15 protein-coding genes are annotated in these 16,962 nt (G+C 60.7%); 8 read left to right on the top strand and 7 right to left on the bottom strand.

The genetic code is table 11. The features are described from left to right. The first annotated feature begins 123 nt into the window (after positions 1-123). Complete coding sequence (locus EOS_RS34845) at positions 124-1,494, top strand: 8-oxoguanine deaminase (protein WP_047896763.1); 1,371 nt, start codon at positions 124-126, stop codon at positions 1,492-1,494. Positions 1,495-1,506: 12 nt separating this feature from the next. Here the strand turns inward: EOS_RS34845 and EOS_RS34850 are convergent, their stop codons facing one another. Next, entirely contained in the window at positions 1,507-2,439 is a 933-nt protein-coding gene (locus tag EOS_RS34850) for a LysR substrate-binding domain-containing protein (RefSeq protein ID WP_047896764.1), read from the bottom strand. Between the two features lie 269 nt (positions 2,440-2,708). On the opposite strand from EOS_RS34850, the gene EOS_RS34855 reads away from it, so the two are divergent. From EOS_RS34855 to EOS_RS34870, 4 genes are all read left to right on the top strand, one after another. Beyond that, complete coding sequence (locus tag EOS_RS34855) at positions 2,709-4,301, top strand: ABC transporter ATP-binding protein (RefSeq protein ID WP_047896765.1); 1,593 nt, start codon at positions 2,709-2,711, stop codon at positions 4,299-4,301. Beyond that, positions 4,298-5,404 (top strand): ABC transporter permease, encoded by a 1,107-nt coding sequence (locus EOS_RS34860; RefSeq protein WP_047896766.1) that lies wholly within the window; start codon positions 4,298-4,300, stop codon positions 5,402-5,404. The genes EOS_RS34855 and EOS_RS34860 overlap by 4 nt, the downstream gene beginning before the upstream one ends. 8 nt (positions 5,405-5,412) lie before the next feature. Continuing rightward, complete coding sequence (locus EOS_RS34865) at positions 5,413-6,342, top strand: ABC transporter permease (RefSeq protein ID WP_047896767.1); 930 nt, start codon at positions 5,413-5,415, stop codon at positions 6,340-6,342. Between the two features lie 289 nt (positions 6,343-6,631). After that, positions 6,632-7,735 carry a BMP family ABC transporter substrate-binding protein gene (locus tag EOS_RS34870; protein ID WP_047896768.1) on the top strand — a complete coding sequence of 368 codons (1,104 nt, stop codon included), beginning with the start codon at positions 6,632-6,634 and terminating at the stop codon, positions 7,733-7,735. A gap of 159 nt (positions 7,736-7,894) precedes the next feature. Here the strand turns inward: EOS_RS34870 and EOS_RS34875 are convergent, their stop codons facing one another. The 4 genes from EOS_RS34875 to EOS_RS34890 all read right to left on the bottom strand — a co-directional run bounded on the left by EOS_RS34875 (position 7,895) and on the right by EOS_RS34890 (position 11,313). After that, positions 7,895-8,104, bottom strand: coding sequence for a dodecin (locus EOS_RS34875; protein ID WP_047896769.1), 210 nt, complete (start codon positions 8,102-8,104; stop codon positions 7,895-7,897). 273 nt (positions 8,105-8,377) lie between these two features. After that, positions 8,378-8,866: a hypothetical protein gene (locus tag EOS_RS34880; protein WP_047896770.1), complete on the bottom strand. Its 489-nt coding sequence runs from the start codon at positions 8,864-8,866 to the stop codon at positions 8,378-8,380. Between the two features lie 336 nt (positions 8,867-9,202). After that, entirely contained in the window at positions 9,203-9,643 is a 441-nt protein-coding gene (mscL, locus tag EOS_RS34885) for a large conductance mechanosensitive channel protein MscL (protein ID WP_047896771.1), read from the bottom strand. 254 nt (positions 9,644-9,897) lie between these two features. Further along, a complete protein-coding gene (locus EOS_RS34890) occupies positions 9,898-11,313 on the bottom strand; it encodes a DUF2252 domain-containing protein (protein ID WP_053064138.1) in 1,416 nt (471 codons plus the stop codon). Between the two features lie 505 nt (positions 11,314-11,818). Here EOS_RS34890 and glgX point away from each other — a divergent pair. Both glgX and EOS_RS47280 read left to right on the top strand, forming a co-directional pair. Next, the gene (glgX, locus tag EOS_RS34895; RefSeq protein WP_047896772.1) at positions 11,819-14,017 is read left to right on the top strand and encodes a glycogen debranching protein GlgX; all 2,199 of its coding nucleotides are present in this window, start codon (positions 11,819-11,821) and stop codon (positions 14,015-14,017) included. A gap of 76 nt (positions 14,018-14,093) precedes the next feature. Continuing rightward, entirely contained in the window at positions 14,094-14,270 is a 177-nt protein-coding gene (locus EOS_RS47280) for a hypothetical protein (RefSeq protein ID WP_160312560.1), read from the top strand. Between the two features lie 114 nt (positions 14,271-14,384). Here EOS_RS47280 and EOS_RS34900 read toward each other — a convergent pair whose 3' ends face one another. Together EOS_RS34900 and EOS_RS34905 are read right to left on the bottom strand one after the other, a co-directional pair. Then, complete coding sequence (locus tag EOS_RS34900) at positions 14,385-15,569, bottom strand: tetratricopeptide repeat protein (RefSeq protein ID WP_047896784.1); 1,185 nt, start codon at positions 15,567-15,569, stop codon at positions 14,385-14,387. A gap of 226 nt (positions 15,570-15,795) precedes the next feature. Next, positions 15,796-16,476, bottom strand: coding sequence for a PspA/IM30 family protein (locus tag EOS_RS34905; protein ID WP_047896785.1), 681 nt, complete (start codon positions 16,474-16,476; stop codon positions 15,796-15,798). A 382-nt stretch (positions 16,477-16,858) separates the two neighbouring features. On the opposite strand from EOS_RS34905, the gene EOS_RS49390 reads away from it, so the two are divergent. Then, positions 16,859-16,962, top strand: a 104-nt coding sequence (locus tag EOS_RS49390) for a DUF2177 family protein (protein ID WP_047896773.1), incomplete at its 3' end; no start/stop codon positions are given.

Below are 16,962 nucleotides of genomic sequence, written 5' to 3' on the forward strand. Positions count from 1 at the left end.
TGCACAGCGCGGCTGGCTGGGCATCCCGAAGACGGCGATCGACGCTGGGTAACCGGGTAATTGGCGCGAATCAAAGCGGTGCTTTTGCGCCCTCGGTAAAACAGTGAAAGATCGGAGATCGACATGCAACAGAAGCCCAGGACCTTGCTGGTGAAGAACGCGCAAGTGCTCGTGACCATGGACGAGACGCGGCGAGAGATTCGCGATGGTGGTTTGTTTATTGAGGGTAATCGCATTGTGTCGGTGGGACCGACAAGCGACTTGCCGCAGCAAGCGGATGAAGTGCTCGACCTGTCAGGCCACTTGGTGATTCCCGGTCTGGTCAATACGCACCACCACATGTATCAGAGCCTCACGCGCGCCGTGCCGGCTGCGCAGAATGCCGAATTGTTCGGCTGGCTTACCAGCCTGTACAAGATTTGGGCGAACCTGACGCCCGAGATGATCGAGGTTTCTACGCTCACCGCCATGGCGGAACTGCTGCTCTCTGGCTGCACGACGTCGAGCGATCATCTCTACATTTATCCGAACGGCGCGCGCCTGGATGACAGCATCGTGTCGGCGCAGCAGATTGGTATGCGGTTTCACGCGGCGCGCGGCAGCATGAGCGTCGGGCAAAAGGACGGCGGTTTGCCGCCCGATTCGGTGGTAGAGAAAGAAGACGCGATCCTGAAGGACACGCAGCGCTTGATCGAAACGTACAACGATGACGGCCGTTACGCGATGCTGCGCGTGGTCGTCGCACCGTGTTCGCCGTTCTCGGTCAGCCGCGAGTTGATGCGCGACTCGGCGGTGCTGGCGCGGGAATACGGGGTATCGATGCATACGCACTTGGCCGAGAACGTGAACGATGTCACGTACAGCCGCGAGAAGTTCGGCATGTCGCCGGCTGAGTATGCGGAAGATCTCGGCTGGGTTGGACCGGATGTCTGGCACGCGCATTGTGTGCAGTTGGACCGCGCGGGTATCGAGTTGTTCGGGCGCACGGGCACGGGCGTCGCGCATTGTCCGTGTTCGAACATGCGGCTCGCGTCGGGCATCGCGCCAATCCGGGCGATGCGCGATGCCGGCGTGCCGGTCGGTATAGGCGTCGACGGATCGGCATCTAACGATGGCGCGCAGATGGTCGCCGAAGTGCGGCAAGCGTTGCTGCTACAGCGTGTGGGCTTCGGACCGGATGCCATGAGCGCACGCGAAGCGCTTGAAATCGCGACGCTGGGTGGCGCGAAGGTGCTGGGCCGCGACGATATCGGCGCGTTGGCACCGGGCATGGCGGCGGATTTCGTTTCCTTCGATCTGAGCCAGCACGGCTTCGCGGGCGCGCTGCACGATCCCGTCGCGGCGCTGGTGTTGTGCGCGCCGTCGCAGATATCGACGAGTGTTATCGACGGCAAGGTGGTTGTACGCCACGGCCAGTTGACGACCGTCGATCTTGGTCCGATCGTCGAACGTCATAACCGGCTGGCGGGCCAGCTTATATCAATGGTCAGCTAACCAAGGCTAAGGCTAAGGCGCTTCGATCAGCGAGCGGGTGGCATCGGCGACGAGGTGGCGCAGCCAGCGCACTTCGTCGGAGTAGTGGCAGCGCTCGTGCCACAGTTGGTAGTACTGCATCGGCGGGAAATCGAGCGGCGCGGGCACGACGGTCAGCGGCAAGAACTTGGCGTAGTGATCGGCGAAGAGACGTGTGGTGGTGAACACGAGGTCCGACTTGATCAGCACGTACGGCGCGAGATTGAAGTAGGGCAGCGTGACGACCACATGGCGTTTAAGGCGCTCGCGTGCCAGATGCACATCGATTGCGCCGCGCTGGCCGACGGAATACGGCGTGGGCGCGAGGTGCGGTGCGTTGAGATATTGATCGAGCGTGAGCGCGCCGCGGCGGGCGAACGGATGATTGGAACTGACGAGACAGACAATCTTGTCCACGAAAAGATTCGACAAATGCAGTTGTTCCGGCGGCTCGGGCCAGTTGCCCACCACAATATCGAGCTTGCCTTCCTCCAGCGCGAGTTCGTAGTCAAAAGCGGGACCGAGCGAATGGAATTCGAGCGTGGCGTTAGGCGCGGCAATGCGAAAGCGCTCCACAACGGTCGGTACGAACAGCACGTTCAGATAGTCCGGGCAGCCGATGCGATAACAGCGCACGGATGTGGAAGGTTCGAAGTTGTGCTGCTGAACTTTGATGCGTTCGATCTCGCGCAGCGCGTTTTGCGTCGGTTCGAGCAGGCGCAGGCCGTATTCGGTCGGCACCATGCCCGCTTTGCCGCGCACGAGCAGCGGATCGCCGGTGATGTCGCGCAGACGCCTGAGCGCCGCGCTGATAGCGGGTTGCGATTGATTGAGCTTGACGGCCGCGCGCGTGACGCTGCGCTCCATCAAGAGGGTGTGAAGGACGCGTAACAGGTAAGTGTCGATCGCTTCGCGTTGCTGACTCATCTTCTCTCCAATATACGGTCAGGCTGATCGACCAAGGTACAAAACATATCGTTTTTAATATGACACATTGTTTACGTCAAGCTGGGCATACCCGCAAGCACGTTCGTTGCATCGGACGCAACACCGTGCTGTTGCTAATTGCGCGCACAATTTTGAGCAATCGACGACCCGCACCGTTTTGGGTATCTTTTGCTCGCAGACTGCTTGTTTCCGTTGCTGCCATGCCGGTCACTCCGGTTTTGCGCAATTTCCGCACTTTCTGAGTCTTCATGGGCGACGCCATTTCCTCATCCATTCAGCCGGGCGGTGCGCTTACCTCGCGCCTCGCGCTCCACGGCATCAGCAAGCAATATCCCGCCGTCAAGGCCAACGACGACGTGACGCTCATCGTCGAACCGGGTGAAATCCACGCGGTGCTCGGCGAGAACGGTGCGGGCAAGTCGACGCTGATGAAGATCATCTACGGCGCGGTGCGTCCGGACGAAGGCGAGATTCGCTGGGAGGGCGAGCTGGTCGAGATCGGCAGTCCGGCGGCGGCGAGAAAGCTTGGCATCGGCATGGTGTTCCAGCACTTTTCGCTGTTCGAGACGCTGACGGTGGGCGAGAACATCGCCCTCGCGCTTGACGATAAATTCGATCTGAAGACGCTCGGCAAGCGGATTCGCGAGGTGTCGGCGGATTACGGGCTCGATGTCGATCCGCAACGCCACGTCCATAGTCTCGCGGTGGGTGAACGTCAGCGCGTGGAGATCGTGCGGTGCCTGCTGCAGAACCCGCGCCTGTTGATCATGGACGAACCGACGTCCGTGCTCACGCCGCAAGCGGTTAAAAAGCTCTTTACGGTGTTGAGACGGCTGGCATCGGAAGGCTGCAGCATTCTTTATATCAGCCACAAACTCGACGAAATCCAGGCGCTGTGCCAGACCGCGACGGTCATGCGCGGTGGCCGCGTGACGGGCCGCGTCGATCCGCGCAAGGAAACGCATGCATCGCTCGCACAACTGATGGTCGGCCATTCGCTGCCCGACTACACGCGCCGCGAACACACGCCGGGCGATGTGAAACTCGCAGTAAAGAACCTGTCTGTCGCAAGCGCTGATCCGTTCGGTACGTCGCTGCAGAACGTCTCGTTCTCGGTTCATGCGGGAGAAATTTTCGGCATCGCGGGGGTATCGGGGAATGGGCAGGCCGAATTGCTGGCCGCGCTGTCAGGCGAGATCCGCGATAAACACATTCCCGCCGATGCCATCAGCATCGTCGGCCAGCCAGCGGCACGCTACAGCGCGGGCGGACGGCGCGCGCTCGGCTTCGCCTTTGTTCCGGAAGAACGCCTCGGGCGCGGCGCGGTACCGGCCATGTCGCTGGCGGAGAATGCGCTGCTGACCGGGCATCGCGAACACATGGTGCGCGGCGGCTGGATCAGCACGAAGGCCATGCGCGCGTTCGCCGACCGCTGCATCAGCGCCTTCGATGTCCGCTGCGGCGGCAACGGCGCGCTCGCGCAAAGTTTATCCGGCGGCAATTTGCAGAAGTTCATCGTGGGACGCGAGATCCTGCAGGAGCCGAAGGTGCTCGTCGTCGCGCAACCGACCTGGGGCGTCGATGTCGGCGCAGCGGGTTTCATCCGTCAGCAACTGCTGGATCTGGCTGCACGCGGCGTGGCAATCCTCGTGATATCGGAGGAGCTGGAAGAACTCTTCGATATCTGCGACCGCCTCGCCGTCCTCGCACGCGGAAAGCTTTCCCCGGTCCGCGAGACCGGCCTGACAAACGCAGAAGAAATCGGCCTTTTCATGGCCGGTCTCTTCGATGGCAACCGCGCCGACACCGTCGCCCTCGACACCACGGCTCCGACACAATGAATTTTCCTTATCGACTCGAAGCGCGGCCGACGCCGTCGCGCGCCATGCAGATTGCCGTGCCGCTGGTCGCCGCGGTGCTGACGCTGATTATCGGTTTTCTGATTTTTACGCTGGTGGGCCAGGATCCGCTGCGCGCGATGCACGGATTTTTTATCGAGCCGCTGTCGAACGTGAATGGCTGGTCCGAGCTTGTGCTGAAGGCGTCGCCGCTGTGTCTGATTGCGCTCGGGCTTGCGGTCGGGTATCGGGCGAACGTGTGGAACATCGGCGCGGAAGGGCAGATGCTGCTTGGCGGGATCGTGGCGGGCGGCATAGCGATTCATGTCGGCGATGCCACCGGCTGGTGGATCCTTCCGCTGATGATGATTGGCGGCGTGATCGGCGGCATGGTGTGGGCCGCGATTCCGGCGCTGCTCAAGAGCCGCTTCAACACCAACGAAATCCTGACGAGCCTGATGCTCACTTACGTCGCGACGCAGTTGCTGATCTATCTGGTCAGCGGTCCGTGGCGCGATCCTGAGGGCATGAATTTCCCGATCTCCGCGATGTTCGGCGATTCGGCGCAGTTCCCGCGGCTCTATAGCGACTGGGGCTGGGCGTGGCTGAAAGGCACGCGAATCAATGCGTCCGTGTTCCTGACGGTGATCGCGATCCCGCTCGTGTGGCTGTTCATGCGCAAGAGTTTCGCGGGGTATCGGATGAACGTGGGTGGGCTGGCGCCGCTGGCCGCCCGCTACGCCGGTTTCTCCGATAAAAAAGCCATCTGGACCTCGCTGCTTCTGAGCGGCGGTCTCGCCGGGCTGGCGGGCATGGGCGAAGTGGCCGGACCGATCGGGCAATTGCAGGCGGGCTGGTCGCCGGGGTACGGTTTCACGGCAATTATCGTGGTGTTTGTCGGACGGCTGCATCCGGTCGGCATCGTGCTCGCGAGCCTCTTGATGGCGTTGCTTTATCTCGGCGGCGAAGCGGTGCAGACGTCGCTGCAATTGCCGCAGGCGCTCGCCGGGGTGTTCCAGGGATTGTTGCTGTTTTGCCTTCTGGGCGCGGACCTGTTCGTCAACTATCGCGTGCGGCGCCGGGTCGCGGCGCACGCACATTCGTAGATAAAACCATGGACATTAATCAGGCCAGCTCGCTTTCCTCCAGCGCCGTTGTGGCAGCCATTCCGCTGATGTTCGCCGGTGCCGGTGAGCTTGTTGCGGAGAAGTCGGGGGTATTGAACCTCGGCGTGGAAGGCATGATGCTGATGGGCGCCGTGACCGGTTATGCGGTGACCGCGATCACCGGCAATCCGTGGCTTGGCATTCTTGGCGCGATCGTTGCGGGCGTGCTGATGTCGCTCGTGTTCGCGTTCCTCACTATCACGATGTTGGCGAACCAGGTTGCTACCGGCTTGTCGCTGACCATTTTCGGCATTGGATTCTCGGCGTATATCGGCAAGCCTTATACGTCGGCGGCGGTGCGCGCAACTATCGATGTGCTGCCGATTCCCGGCCTTTCCTCCATTCCCGTAATAGGCCCGGCGTTTTTCACGCTGACGCCGCTCGGTTATCTCGCGTTCATCATGTTCGGCGTGATCGGCTGGTTTTTGTATAGAACCCGCGCCGGGCTGGTATTGCGCTCGGTGGGCGAGTCGCCTGCGGTCGCGCATTCCGTGGGTTTTCCGGTAGTCGGCGTGCGTTATGGTGCGACGCTTTTCGGCGGCGGTATGGCGGGGATCGCGGGTGGTTATTACTCGATCGTCTACCTGCATTTGTGGCAGGAACAGCTCACGTCGGGTCGCGGCTGGATCGCGCTGGCGCTGGTCGTGTTCGCCACGTGGCGGCCGGGGCGGCTGCTGATCGGTGCGTTGCTGTTCGGCGCGGTAATGGCGCTGCAGTTCTACGCGCAGGCTATCGGCGTGCCCATCCCGACGCAGTTCCTCGCCATGCTGCCGTACATTGCGACGATCGTTGTGCTGGTGCTGATCTCGCGCAATCCGAACACGATCAAGCTGAATGCGCCGGCGTCGCTCGGCAAGCCGTTTTTTGCGGCTAGCTGATGCGGGCGGGATTGGCTTCGGCTCGAACGGCGAAATTTCGCAGCCGGTCGAGGTAGACCGGAGGCGAATGGCTGGCTGTTCACGGCCCCGGTTCGGTCCTGCAGACGTGGCAAATCGGGCTCCGCCGCGGTCCGTTGCGCATTCGCTGCAAGCAGCGGCGCACATGAAAGGCAAGCTTGCAGTCCGATTCACCCCCAGATTCAAGACTGGATTCACGGCCCGATTTCGGCCGACGACATTGCACCACGATTTTCATAAACAACATCAAACCATCGACAGGAGAATCACGATGAAAAAAAGCTGGCTGAACACCTTGGGCGCAGCGGGAGCCGTGGGCACGATGCTCGCGTTATCCGCCGCGATGGTCGCCGGCCCCGCGCAGGCCGCCGATGCACCGGGCATTGCGTTCGTCTACCTCTCCAATCCCGGCGATGCAGGCTGGACCTTTGCACACGACGCCGGTACGAAGGAAGTAGAGGCCAAGTACGGCAGCAAGATCAAGATCACGCGCGTTGAAAACGTGCCGGAATCGGCGGACTCGGAGCGCGTATTCCGCGATCTGGCCGCGAAGGGCAACAAGGTTATCGTCGGGACGAGTTTTGGTTACCAGGACTTCCAGTTGAAGGTGGCGCGCGACTATCCGGACATCACGTTCCTGACCGCGACGGGCTACAAGAAGGCGAAAAACTTCGGCGTCTACGATAACCGCATGTACCAGGGCGCGTATCTCGCTGGCGTCGCGGCGGGTTACGTCACGAAGACGAACACGCTGGGTTTCGTGGCGTCGGTGCCCATTCCCGAAGTGATTCGCAATATCAACGCCTACACGTTGGGCGCTCGTTCGGTGAATCCGAAGATCCATACGAAAGTGATCTGGATCAATAGCTGGTTCGATCCGGGCAAGGAAAAGCAGGCGGCGGAGACGCTGATCGGGCAGGGTGCCGATGTGCTGCTGCAGAACACGGATTCGAACGCGACGCTGGCGACGGCTGCCGAGAAGAAGGTCTACGCATTCGGCTGGGATTCGAACATGAAGAAGTTCGGTCCGAGTGCGCATTTGGGCTCGGTGGTGTCGCACTGGGGTGTGTATTACAACACGATGGTCCAGCAGCTTCTGGACGGCAAGGTCAAGACCGATCCGGTCTGGCTGGGGATGCCGCAGAAGGCGGTGGATATCGAGGACATGAATACGGCGGTGGTGCCGGCCAAGGCGATGCAGGCTGTCGAGACCAAGCGTGAACAGCTGCAGGGCGGCAAGTGGGACGTGTTCATGGGACCGGTCAAGGATCAGTCGGGTGCGGTCAAGATTGCGGCTGGCCAGAATCTGACCGATCCTGAATTGCAACGTATCAATTGGTACGTGGAAGGCGTGGACGGGGTACTGCCGAAGTAATTCACGAACGGTGCTTTTTGCAAAGCCGCGAGGAGACTTGCGGTTCGCAAAACTTACCTGTTGCTTGTCGACATTTACGTCATAAGAAATAGCATGACGCATAAGAAAAGGCCGCGCTTCGATGAAGCGCGGCCTTTGTTGTCTGCGTCGAAATTAATCTTAATCGTCGATTCGCAGTCCAACTTTAAGCGTGACTTGCCAGTGGGCGACCTTGCCGTTTTCTACTTGGCCGCGCGTGCCGATGACTTCGAACCAGTGCAGGTTGCGGAGCGTTTTCGATGCTTTTTCGAGCGCGACGCGAATTGCATCATCGCTTGATTGGGTCGACGATCCGGTGAGTTCGATTTGCTTGTAGACGTGGTCGGTCATGGTTTCTCCTTTGGCTGTCTGAGCGAATGCAGCAAATCATGCGCCTGGGGAGGGGCGTTCGCACTTGGGGTTTGTTGGGTGGGGTGCTCGCGCCGGCGGACAGTTTTTGGGGTTTTGGCGCTGGTAGTTCTGGGTTGGCCCCGGGGTGGTGGTTTCGGGGTTTGCGGTCCGGGGAGGCAGGGTTGCTGCTTTCGGTGTTAGTGGTCTGTCTGAGTTAGCTGATTTCTTGATCACCATCAGCCACCGGCGCCAGCGAAACCCCGCACGAAAACCTTACCTCAATCGTGATGCCGCATCCCCCGCATCCTGCCGGCGCGCGCCGCGCCTCGTGCGCGCACTCGCCGACGCGCCGAATTCGCTCAAGATCTGCGTCCGTGCCCGGCTGGCAAACACCAGAAATCCGAAGCCGTTGGCTTCATACCAGTAACCGCCATTTTCCAACCCATCGAGCGGTTGCTCCAGCGCGTTCGTAATGCATTCAATGCATCGGCGACGCAGCTCGTCCACCGCCGGATAAGGCGGCTGCGCACCGCGAACGCTGCAAAGAAGCACGTCGAGCCCTGGCAGCACATGCGCATACAACACCGGCTCATCCTGTGCGCGGGCGCGTGCAATTTTGGTATCAAGCTGGCCGAACGGCTTGAAATGCCTAAGCACGGCGAGGAAAGACTCGTCACCGTCGACCTTTGCGCGTCTACGCTTTTTCGGGAAGGACATAAAAATTCGCCTGAAAAAGAATTGCAAAAAACGCAGCGTCCTCATGCGGCCACTCCCGTCTGGCGGGCCGCTCGTTTGTCTGGACACATCGATCTTTTATAGCACATCGAAGTGGTGGATTCACGGCGATTCAGGTTAGGACACCGCAGGCAGGTCAGGCTCGACCGGCCCCGCGGCGCCGCACGAATCATGCCGATAACCCTGCTGCGGCTCGCATGGCATTCAGTCTCAATAATAGACCTACGAAACCCCGCCGCGACGAAAAATCACTAGGAAAATTCAAACGCGCGTCATGAAAGCCACTCGCCCCGGGATTGCACCCAAAAATGAAAAAGCCCGCGACGACCGTTGCGGGCCCTTCTGAACCGACGCCGTTTCAGGTCAGACGCGCGGCGCGGCCTTAAGCGAATCGCGAATTTCACGCAGCAGCAGCACGTCTTCCGGCGTTGCGGCAGGCGGCGGTTCTTCCGCTTTGCGCAGCTTGTTGATGAACTTGACCATCAGGAAAATGATGAACGCCAGGATGATGAAGTTGATCAGTACGGTGATGAACGAGCCATAACCGATCACGGCGACACCCGCGGTCTGCAAGTCCTTGTACGAGTCGGGATTGCCCTTGAAAGTGGGTGGGATGTTGCCAAGCTTGATGAACATGTTGGAAAAATCAAGACCGCCCGTGACCAGCCCCACCACCGGCATGATCAGATCCTTAACGATCGAATTGACGATGGTCGAAAACGCGCCGCCGATAATCACACCGACAGCTAAATCCATCACGTTGCCCTTGAGGGCGAAGCTCTTGAACTCCTGAATCATGCTCATGCGTGGCTTCCTCCATTAAGTTCATAAGAATCGGCAGCAAGGGATGTGCCATTAGACGACGACCGGGTTTCGAGCCGCCCTCCTGGCCTTTGCTTTTCTGTGCAGGCTCTCACCGTTTTGAAACGGATAACGGCAATGATAGCGAATCGGTAGCATTTGCGTCCCGGGTTTTTTGACGTCATCAGCTGATTGGATAAGGCTTGGCGGATCGATCCCGCTCTCCTTGCCTTGAAGTTTGGGCCGGACCCGCAGCGCTACGCTTTTTCTGGCGGCGCGGCTGTCACACGGCCCTGCGCGATCGCCTGGACGAACGCAGCGTGATCCGCGACGGTCTGCGTGCCATAGTTTTCAGCCCATCGGGCATAGGCTGCATCGAGGCGATCCGAGCTGCCGCAATAGCCGGTGATCAGTGCCGCATCGCCCGTTCGCGCATGTGCGCGGGCCAGCAGCAGGCCGAGGCACCAGGCGTAAAAGTCGAAGGTCGCGCCGTGCAGCCACTCGACCGGAATCGAGCCGCGTATGTTCTTCATCTGCCTCACGTAGAAATCGCGGCCCGAGATGGTCGTCCAGCCAAGCAGCGGATCAGAGGAGCTTTGCAGCAGGCGTTGGCCGTGCACCACGCACCGCCCCTGATGGCTGAACGGCTCGGGCATCGCCGGCACGAACGGCGCCGCTGCCGGCACAATGCCTTCCTTCACCTGCATGAAGAGCGGATCTCCGTGAGCCCGCCCGATCAACAGCAACAGGTACGCGCGTGTGCCGACACTGCCGACACCCACCACGCGATGCGCGACATCGACTACATCGTAGCGTTCGAGCATCGTGCGCCATTCCCCCGCGATGGTATGCAAGTACCCGTGCAGCCCTTCTATAACGTGATTTTTCTGCGCCGCGTCAAGCTGCGTGAGGATTGGCGGATCCTCACGAAAACGCCAGCTTTTGCCGTCCGGCTCGGCAACGCGGGCCAGCATCGTCGCGTGACTGTGCTTGGTCGCGCGCTCGACGGCCTTCGCAATGGTCGCCTTCTCGGTTGAATCCAGCGTGACCGGTGCTTCGATATGCAACACGCTCGCGTACGAACGCATTTGCCACAGCTCGTAGGCGGGGACCTGTCCCAGCGTTGACATCGTGGTCCGATAGGCTGCGCAGACGGATCGTACGGCGCGCTCGCGGCCGGCGGCATCGACTCCGTTTTCGCGCGCCGCCACGTTGATGCTGGCAGTAAGCCGTTTCAGGTCCCATTCCCATGGAGCGACCAGCGTTTCATCAAAGTCGTTCAGGTCGAAGACGACATCCTGCCGGGGCGTGCGGAACAGGCCGAAATTGTTCAGATGCGCGTCGCCGTCGATCATCACATGATGCCCAATGGACGGCGTGCGCGCGAGATCCCACGCCATCACGGTCGCCGCGCCGCGCAGGAACGCAAACGGAGACGCGGCCATGCGCGACATGCGAAGCGGAATCAGCCGTTCCTGCCGGCCAGCGTTGTTGGCGAGCACGCGCGCAACGGGGCCGGGGCGGTCGTCTTCCGGCTTCCAGGAGGCGTGCGCGTCGAAAGGGACCGAGTCGCGCAGAGAACGGCCAAGAACGCGGCTTTCCTCAGCGTTGCCGATGGACGTGCCGGCCAGGTTGATCGGTGGATTCGCAGGTGAAGCGGGATGGGTGGGCAAGACGGCTTTCCTCCGGTTGAGCGATGGCGTATGCGGTGCGATCGGTTGGACACTATGGTCAGCCCGACTACGGCAGCAGATCAACACGATGCGCGCCAACGGCGATTTCGTACAGTCCCCGGGTCCAAACGCTCCCAAACGCTCCCAAACGCTCCCAAACGCTCCCAAACGCTCCCAAACGCTCCCAAACGCTCCCAAACGCTCCCAAACGCTCCCAAACGCTCCCAAACGCTCCCAAACGCGCAGACGGCGAGTTTTCCAGAACGGCGAAGCTGCAGAATAGGGACAGTATCGGAAAGCGTGAGCAGCCGGAAGCTGTCCGAAATGGACGCTCTCCGATGGGCACGAAACCTGCTCTTTCTTCTGCCCGTGGGCCTCGGATGGGCGTTGCATGGGTAACGCGAAGACCCGTCGCCCCATGCCCTGCCAACGTTCGCGGCATAGGCAGGCTGAAGCACCCATCACCACATCGATTGAAGCACCCAACACCTGGACACCCGCATACATGGGACACGATATCCGCATTGCCGAAGGCTCGCCGTTTCCCCTGGGCGCGACCTGGGACGGCGAGGGCGTCAACTTCGCCTTGTTCTCCGCGCACGCCACGAAAGTCGAACTGTGCCTCTTCGAGGACAGCGGCGAAAAGGAACTCGAACGCATCGAATTGCCTGAATACACCGATGAAGTTTTCCACGTCTACTTATTCGGTTTGAAGCCGGGCGCGGTCTATGGGTATCGCGTGCATGGTCCGTACGAGCCGGAGAACGGGCACCGATTCAATCCGAACAAGCTGTTGCTCGACCCGTACGCCAAGGCGCATGTGGGCGAGCTGAAATGGGACCCCGCGGTGTTCGGCTACACCCTGAACGCGGATGGCGACGACCTCACGTTCGATGAACGCGACAGCGCGCCGTTCGTACAAAAGTGCCAGGTGGTCGACCAGAACTTTTCGTGGGTTCACCCGACGCGCGTTCGCGTGCCCTGGGAACAGACGATCTTCTACGAAACCCACGTACGCGGTTACACGAAGCGCCACCCGGCCGTGCCCGAACATTTGCGCGGCACGTTCGAGGGATTGGGCACGAAGGAGGTGATCGAGCACATCAAGAGCCTGGGGGTGACATCGGTAGAACTGCTGCCCATCCATGCGTTCGTGAACGACAGTCATCTCACCGATAAAGGCCTCACCAACTACTGGGGCTACAACACAATCGGCTTTTTCGCCGCCGATCCGCGCTTCTTTGCGCTTGGCCCGGGCGCGGTCGCCGAGCTCAAGCAGATGATCGACCGCTTCCACGAAGCCGGCCTCGAAATCATTCTCGACGTGGTCTACAACCACACGGCCGAAGGCAACGAACGCGGGCCGACGCTGTCGTTCAAGGGTATCGACAACGCGTCGTACTATCGCCTGCCCGAAGACAAGCGTTATTACATCAACGATACCGGCACGGGCAACACGCTCAACCTGTCGCATCCGCGCGTGCTGCAAATGGTCACCGACAGCCTGCGCTACTGGGTGACGGAGATGAACGTGGACGGCTTCCGTTTCGATCTTGCGACCATTCTTGGCCGCGAGCCCTACGGCTTCGACGAAGGTGGCGGTTTCCTCGACAGTTGCCGCCAGGACCCGATTCTCTCCAGCGTGAAGCTGATCGCCGAACCGTGGGATTGCGGTCCCGGCGGATATCAGGTCGGCGGTTTCCCGCCGGGCTGGGCCGAATGGAACGATAAATTCCGCGATACCGTGCGCGAGTTCTGGAAGGGCGAGGAGGGCGTGGCGGCGGAACTGGCCACGCGCGTCACCGCTTCCGGCGACAAGTTCAATCACCGCGGCCGCCGTCCGTGGGCGAGCGTGAATTTCATCACCGCGCACGACGGTTTTACGCTGAACGACCTCGTCTCCTACAACGAGAAGCACAACGAGGCGAACGGGGAGGACAACAACGACGGCAGCTCCGACAATCGTTCATGGAATTGCGGCGTGGAAGGCCCGACCGATGACCCTGAGATCCGCGCGCTACGTGAACGCCAGAAACGCAACATGCTGGCGACGCTGCTGTTCTCGCAAGGCACGCCGATGATCCTCGCTGGCGACGAGTTCGGGCGCACGCAACAAGGCAACAACAACGCGTATTGCCAGGACGACGACATCAGCTGGGTCAACTGGGACATCGACGACGATGGCCGCGCGCTCAACGACTTCGTGCGCAAGCTCACCACCTTGCGGCACACGCTGCCGGTGCTGCGTCGCGGACGCTTTCTGACAGGCGAGTTCCATGAAGACCTGCAACTCTCCGACGTGAAATGGCTGAGTCCTGCGGGCGTGGAACTGACGCCGGAACAGTGGGACGATCCGTCGATGCGCTGCTTCGGGCTCGTGATCGACGGCCGCGCGCAGGCAACGGGCATTCGCCGCCCGGCATCGGACGCCACGTTATTGCTCGTGCTCAACGCGCATCACGATGTCGTGGATCTGACGTTGCCCGACATTCCAGGCAGCGACCAGTGGAGCTGCCTGATCGACACCAATGCGCCGATCCGCGAAGAACTGGAAGATTTCGATTCGGGCGCGGTTTATCAGGTAACCGGACGATCGCTGTTGCTGTTCGCGCTGCATGCGCGCGGTGCGACGAAACGGATCTTCAAGCGCCTGGAAGAAGCGCTCACCGACGAAGTCGAACCGGAAGGCGGTAACGCGGGGTAAGAGGCCGTGATCTACGGCAGCGGTTTGTAACGGCTATCATGCGGGTCATGAACCTTGACCTGCTGTTGCGCTTACATTGCCACCCCTCGTTTTCATCCGCATCGCGGCATCTCGTGCAGTGCACCCGGTCGACATGATGTTCGAGGCACTCATGCGTGTCGCGAACTGGGATCAACTCGAACGCATCTGGGAATTTATCGTTGGATTCTTCAAATTCCTTTGGGCGCTGCTGCGCTTTCTTGGGGGCGGATGAAGACGGTATCGGCTTGAATCCGCGTTGAATTGGCGGCGCCAATAAAAGGGCTCCGGACGAATCTGTTTGATTCGTCCGGAGCCTTTTAACATCCGGCGCAGCCGCGCAGTCAGTTCAGGCGTTGTCCCAGTTGCCGGAATCGTTGCTGCCAAGATCGACGCCGCCACCGTTGTCGCTCCAGTCGTTCGAGCCATTGCCGAAGTCGAGACCGCCACCGTTGTTGTCGTTACCACGACGGCGCCGCAATTCGTCGTCGTCGACCGGAACTTCGCGCTCGATCACGCGCTCGCGGTTGCCTCCGGACAGCGCTTCGCCCAGCAGCACGCCCGTCAGCAATCCGCCCATGCCGCCTCCAAACCCACCACCTTGCTGCACGATGACCGGCGGCTGTTGTTGCGGTTGCGGCGGATAAGGCGAGTAGGGCGGCTGACCTTGCGGGTTGCGCCCAAAGCGCTCGGCTTCCTGCGCATAAACTGACTGACCATCGGCAGTTGCCGGGGCGGTTGTCGCACGCGGATCAGGTCTGCCTTCCGAACGTGCCCGCACGCTGTCGATCTGCTTCGACAGATCTTCGATCGCATACGGCGGCACAGGGTTCTTCGAGTTGGACAGCGCTTCGACCATCTGGCGCAGTTGCGTCTCGATGCCTTCGACTTCCTGAAGCATCGCTTCATGACCCGGCTGTGTCGACAAACGGACGTCGAGCTTCAGCGACCGGACGTCGTTGAGCAGTTCGGTTGCGCGCTTGAGTTGCGTGCGGCGTTCGGCATCGGCCTGGCCGTCATCGTTTGAACGCGCGCGTTTCAGACCCCAGCGCAGCACAAGCGCAATGCCGGCGAACAGGACCGCGAGCAACACCCACATGCCCATCGACGGTCCGTGTTTTTCAGGAGCCGCTACAGCGCCTTGATTGAACGGATTGCGCGTGACCGCGGTGGACGTCGAGGTAGACGTATTCACCGATGAATTCACGCGGTTCGCATCCGAGCGGATACGGGCTTCCATGGCGTTGAAACGCGACGGATCGGTGAATTTGATAGCGGGATCGAGCGTGCGCGCTTGTTGAACCTGAGCGAGCGCGTCGGCGGAACGGCCTTCGCGGTCGAGCACTTGCGCGTACAGATAGTGCGCCTTGGCATTGTTCGGATGCGCCTGCAGCACTTCGGTCAATTGGGCGTCGGCCTGGCGCCAGTTGCCTTGTGTCATCGACTGCTCGATCTGGGCGGCGCTCGGCACGGCAAACGCCGCAGCGGACACCAGCATCAGCGATGCAGCCACAGCCATCACATATTTTTTCATCAGCGGACCGGGGCGTTCGCACCCGTCTCCATTCCATGCGACATTTCGATGCAATATCCCAATGCTGCCCGCGGCGAACCACGGTATTCCGTAGTCCGCCGCGTCTTCGACTGCGCGCAGCTTGAACACTCATCCGCGCTTTTCGGCGCTCGCCCCGCAAGGGCGCAAGCCTTGGTCCTGCTGTTCGCACCCGGCGCAAGCCTTCGCGCCGACACGAACCAACGCCTTACTGCGCCGGCGTATTCATCTGTTTCTTGAGCGCTTCCAGACGGTCTTCGACAGACGGGCCACGCGTGAGCGCCGCGAGTTTGTCTTCAAGCGCCTTGCCGCTCTTTTGATCGGCGGAGTTCAGCCGTGCATCCGAGCGCGCATTCGATAGCTGCACCTTGTCTTCCAGCTTCTGAAAGTCTTCCGACAGGTTTTTTCCGCCAATGCCACCCAGCGCGGTCGCCGCGACATCTTTCGCGGTCGCGATCTGCTGCTTGGCCTGAAGAATGTTCGAGCGCGAGTTGAGCTCGTTGCGCCGCTGGCGCATATCGTCGATCTGCTGCTTCAAATGATCCACCGACGGCACCAGCGTCACCAACTCGGCGGCCAGCGCATCGCGTTCTGTTTCCGCGTTTGCCTGCGCGCCCAGCGCTTCGCGTGCAAGCGCTTCGTCGCCGCTTTGCAGCGCGCGCTTGGCGCCGTCTTCATACTTCTTCGCCTTCTCGGCAGCAACGTCGCGCTTGCTTTGCTGCGTGGCAACCTGCGCCTCGATTTCGATCAGCGAGTTCTCGGCCTTTGCGATGCTGTCGTCGAGTTCGCGAACGATCTGGCGAGCGTCGCGCGACGGGTCCTGCACGGTATCGGCGGCGTCGTTCAGCAGGCCCTTGACGGTGCGCGAGATGGAATCCAAAAGCGACATGAGTTTCCTCCGAAATGAAGTCGGCTGCCAGGCAGCAACGTTCGATGAAGATTCGATGAACGTTTGATTAATCGCGGCGCCCACGGCACCGCGCGTCGGATAAATCGGGCCGGACGCGCGGATTGCAAGCTCACCGATACACTTTGTTGCGAGCTGGAATCCGTAGCTTGACGGCTGGTTTGGCCGACAGTGCATGATCTTTAAACTTCACGCTTTCGCCCGTGCGCATTATCCGATTTTTGCCGGGGTATTAAACCACGCAACGGCTTAAACCGGGCTTAACTGTTTTACCTTAACGGTACACCATGCGGTTGGTTTAGCCAGCACCGCCGCGGAATTTCACGTTTTTGAATGAATTAAGAACGGATCAACCATGCCCGGGATGTTTGTCGTTGCGTTTGCCGTTACGGCGGTCATTTTCCTGATTCTCGATGCAATCTGGCTCGGCGTGATTACGCGAAATTTGTATCAGCACGAGATTGGAGA

The sequence above is a fragment of the Caballeronia mineralivorans PML1(12) genome, from assembly GCF_001028175.1.
GTDB lineage: Bacteria > Pseudomonadota > Gammaproteobacteria > Burkholderiales > Burkholderiaceae > Caballeronia > Caballeronia mineralivorans.

Coding starts and splice junctions, on each gene's coding strand:
- glgX (WP_047896772.1), top strand. CDS start 11,819: ATGGGACACGATATCCGCATTGCCGAAGGCTCGCCGTTTCCCCTGGGC.
- EOS_RS34880 (WP_047896770.1), bottom strand. CDS start 8,866: ATGAGGACGCTGCGTTTTTTGCAATTCTTTTTCAGGCGAATTTTTATG.
- EOS_RS34860 (WP_047896766.1), top strand. CDS start 4,298: ATGAATTTTCCTTATCGACTCGAAGCGCGGCCGACGCCGTCGCGCGCC.
- EOS_RS34845 (WP_047896763.1), top strand. CDS start 124: ATGCAACAGAAGCCCAGGACCTTGCTGGTGAAGAACGCGCAAGTGCTC.
- EOS_RS34850 (WP_047896764.1), bottom strand. CDS start 2,439: ATGAGTCAGCAACGCGAAGCGATCGACACTTACCTGTTACGCGTCCTT.
- mscL (WP_047896771.1), bottom strand. CDS start 9,643: ATGAGCATGATTCAGGAGTTCAAGAGCTTCGCCCTCAAGGGCAACGTG.
- EOS_RS34900 (WP_047896784.1), bottom strand. CDS start 15,569: ATGAAAAAATATGTGATGGCTGTGGCTGCATCGCTGATGCTGGTGTCC.
- EOS_RS34905 (WP_047896785.1), bottom strand. CDS start 16,476: ATGTCGCTTTTGGATTCCATCTCGCGCACCGTCAAGGGCCTGCTGAAC.
- EOS_RS34875 (WP_047896769.1), bottom strand. CDS start 8,104: ATGACCGACCACGTCTACAAGCAAATCGAACTCACCGGATCGTCGACC.
- EOS_RS34855 (WP_047896765.1), top strand. CDS start 2,709: ATGGGCGACGCCATTTCCTCATCCATTCAGCCGGGCGGTGCGCTTACC.
- EOS_RS34870 (WP_047896768.1), top strand. CDS start 6,632: ATGAAAAAAAGCTGGCTGAACACCTTGGGCGCAGCGGGAGCCGTGGGC.
- EOS_RS34865 (WP_047896767.1), top strand. CDS start 5,413: ATGGACATTAATCAGGCCAGCTCGCTTTCCTCCAGCGCCGTTGTGGCA.